A 1,198-nucleotide genomic window follows, 5' to 3' on the forward strand; every position below is an offset into this window, starting at 1 on the left:
GGTAATCCCCCCGAAAAACTGAGGTGCTCATAAGTAGAATTTTCTCGTATCTTGAACGCAGGAGGTTCTACATGAAAACATCACGCTTTAGCGATGCACAGATCATCGCCATCCTCAAGCAGGCCGAGTCTGGTTCACCCGTCCCTGAGCTCTGCCGTGAGCATGGCATCAGCTCCGCCACCTTCTACAAGTGGCGCTCCAAATTCGGTGGCATGGATGCCTCTCTCATGGCGCGCCTCAAAGAGCTGGAAGAGGAAAATCGTCGCCTTAAGAAGATGTATGCCGAGGAGCGCCTAAAGGCTGAGATCATCTCCGAGGCGATGGCAAAAAAGTGGTGACGCCATCTGCCCGCAGGGAGATGGCGACCAAGGCTGTGGCTCATTACGCCATTTCTATCCGTCTGGCTTGCCAGGTGTTCAAGGTGAGCGAGGGTTGCTACCGTTATCAGCCCGTGCTGGCTGATGAAAACCAGGAGATTGCCGACTGGCTGCTGCGCCTCACCGCCAACCAGCGCAACTGGGGTTTCGGACTGTGCTTCCTGTACCTGCGTAACGTCAAAGGCTTTGGCTGGAACCACAAGCGGGTCTACCGGATCTATCGGGCGCTAGAGCTCAATCTGCGGATAAAACCCAAGAAGCGGCTAGTGCGGGCCAAGCCGGAGCCGTTGGCAGTCCCTGACCAACCGAATCACTGTTGGTCGATGGACTTTATGCATGACCAGCTCAGCGATGGTCGTTCGGTGCGGTTGTTTAATGTGATCGATGACTTCAATCGCGAAGCACTGTGCATCGAGGTGGATTTTTCCTTGCCTGCCTCGCGAGTCAAACGGGTGCTGGAGCAGGTCATCGAGTGGCGGGGCAAACCAGCCGCAATCCGCTGTGATAATGGTCCGGAATACATCAGCGAAGAGCTCAAGCAATGGGCGCAGCAGAAGAGGATTGCGCTGAGGTATATCCAGCCAGGCAACCCGCAGCAGAATGCCTACATAGAGCGATTTAACCGCACTGTGCGTTACGACTGGTTGGGCCATTACCTGTTTGAGTCACTGAATGAGTTACAGGAATTTGCCACGAACTGGCTGTGGGTTTATAACCATGAGCGGCCCAATATGGCGCTGGGCGGCTACACGCCGAAACAGCGCTTGGCACAGGCCGCATGACCTCTACTTTTGAGTGCTCCAAAAAATGGGGGGATTACC

At 55.0% G+C, this 1,198-nt stretch carries 1 protein-coding gene; it reads left to right on the forward strand.

The genetic code is table 11. The features are described from left to right. The first annotated feature begins 71 nt into the window (after positions 1-71). A protein-coding gene (locus PG883_RS23525; protein WP_088821966.1) for an IS3-like element ISAs22 family transposase occupies positions 72-1,159 on the forward strand; the annotation gives its coding sequence in 2 pieces (ribosomal slippage) (positions 72-324 and positions 324-1,159; 1,089 coding nt in all). Positions 1,160-1,198 lie beyond the last annotated feature (39 nt).

The organism is Aeromonas sp. QDB25 (assembly GCF_027707725.1).
GTDB lineage: Bacteria > Pseudomonadota > Gammaproteobacteria > Enterobacterales > Aeromonadaceae > Aeromonas > Aeromonas caviae.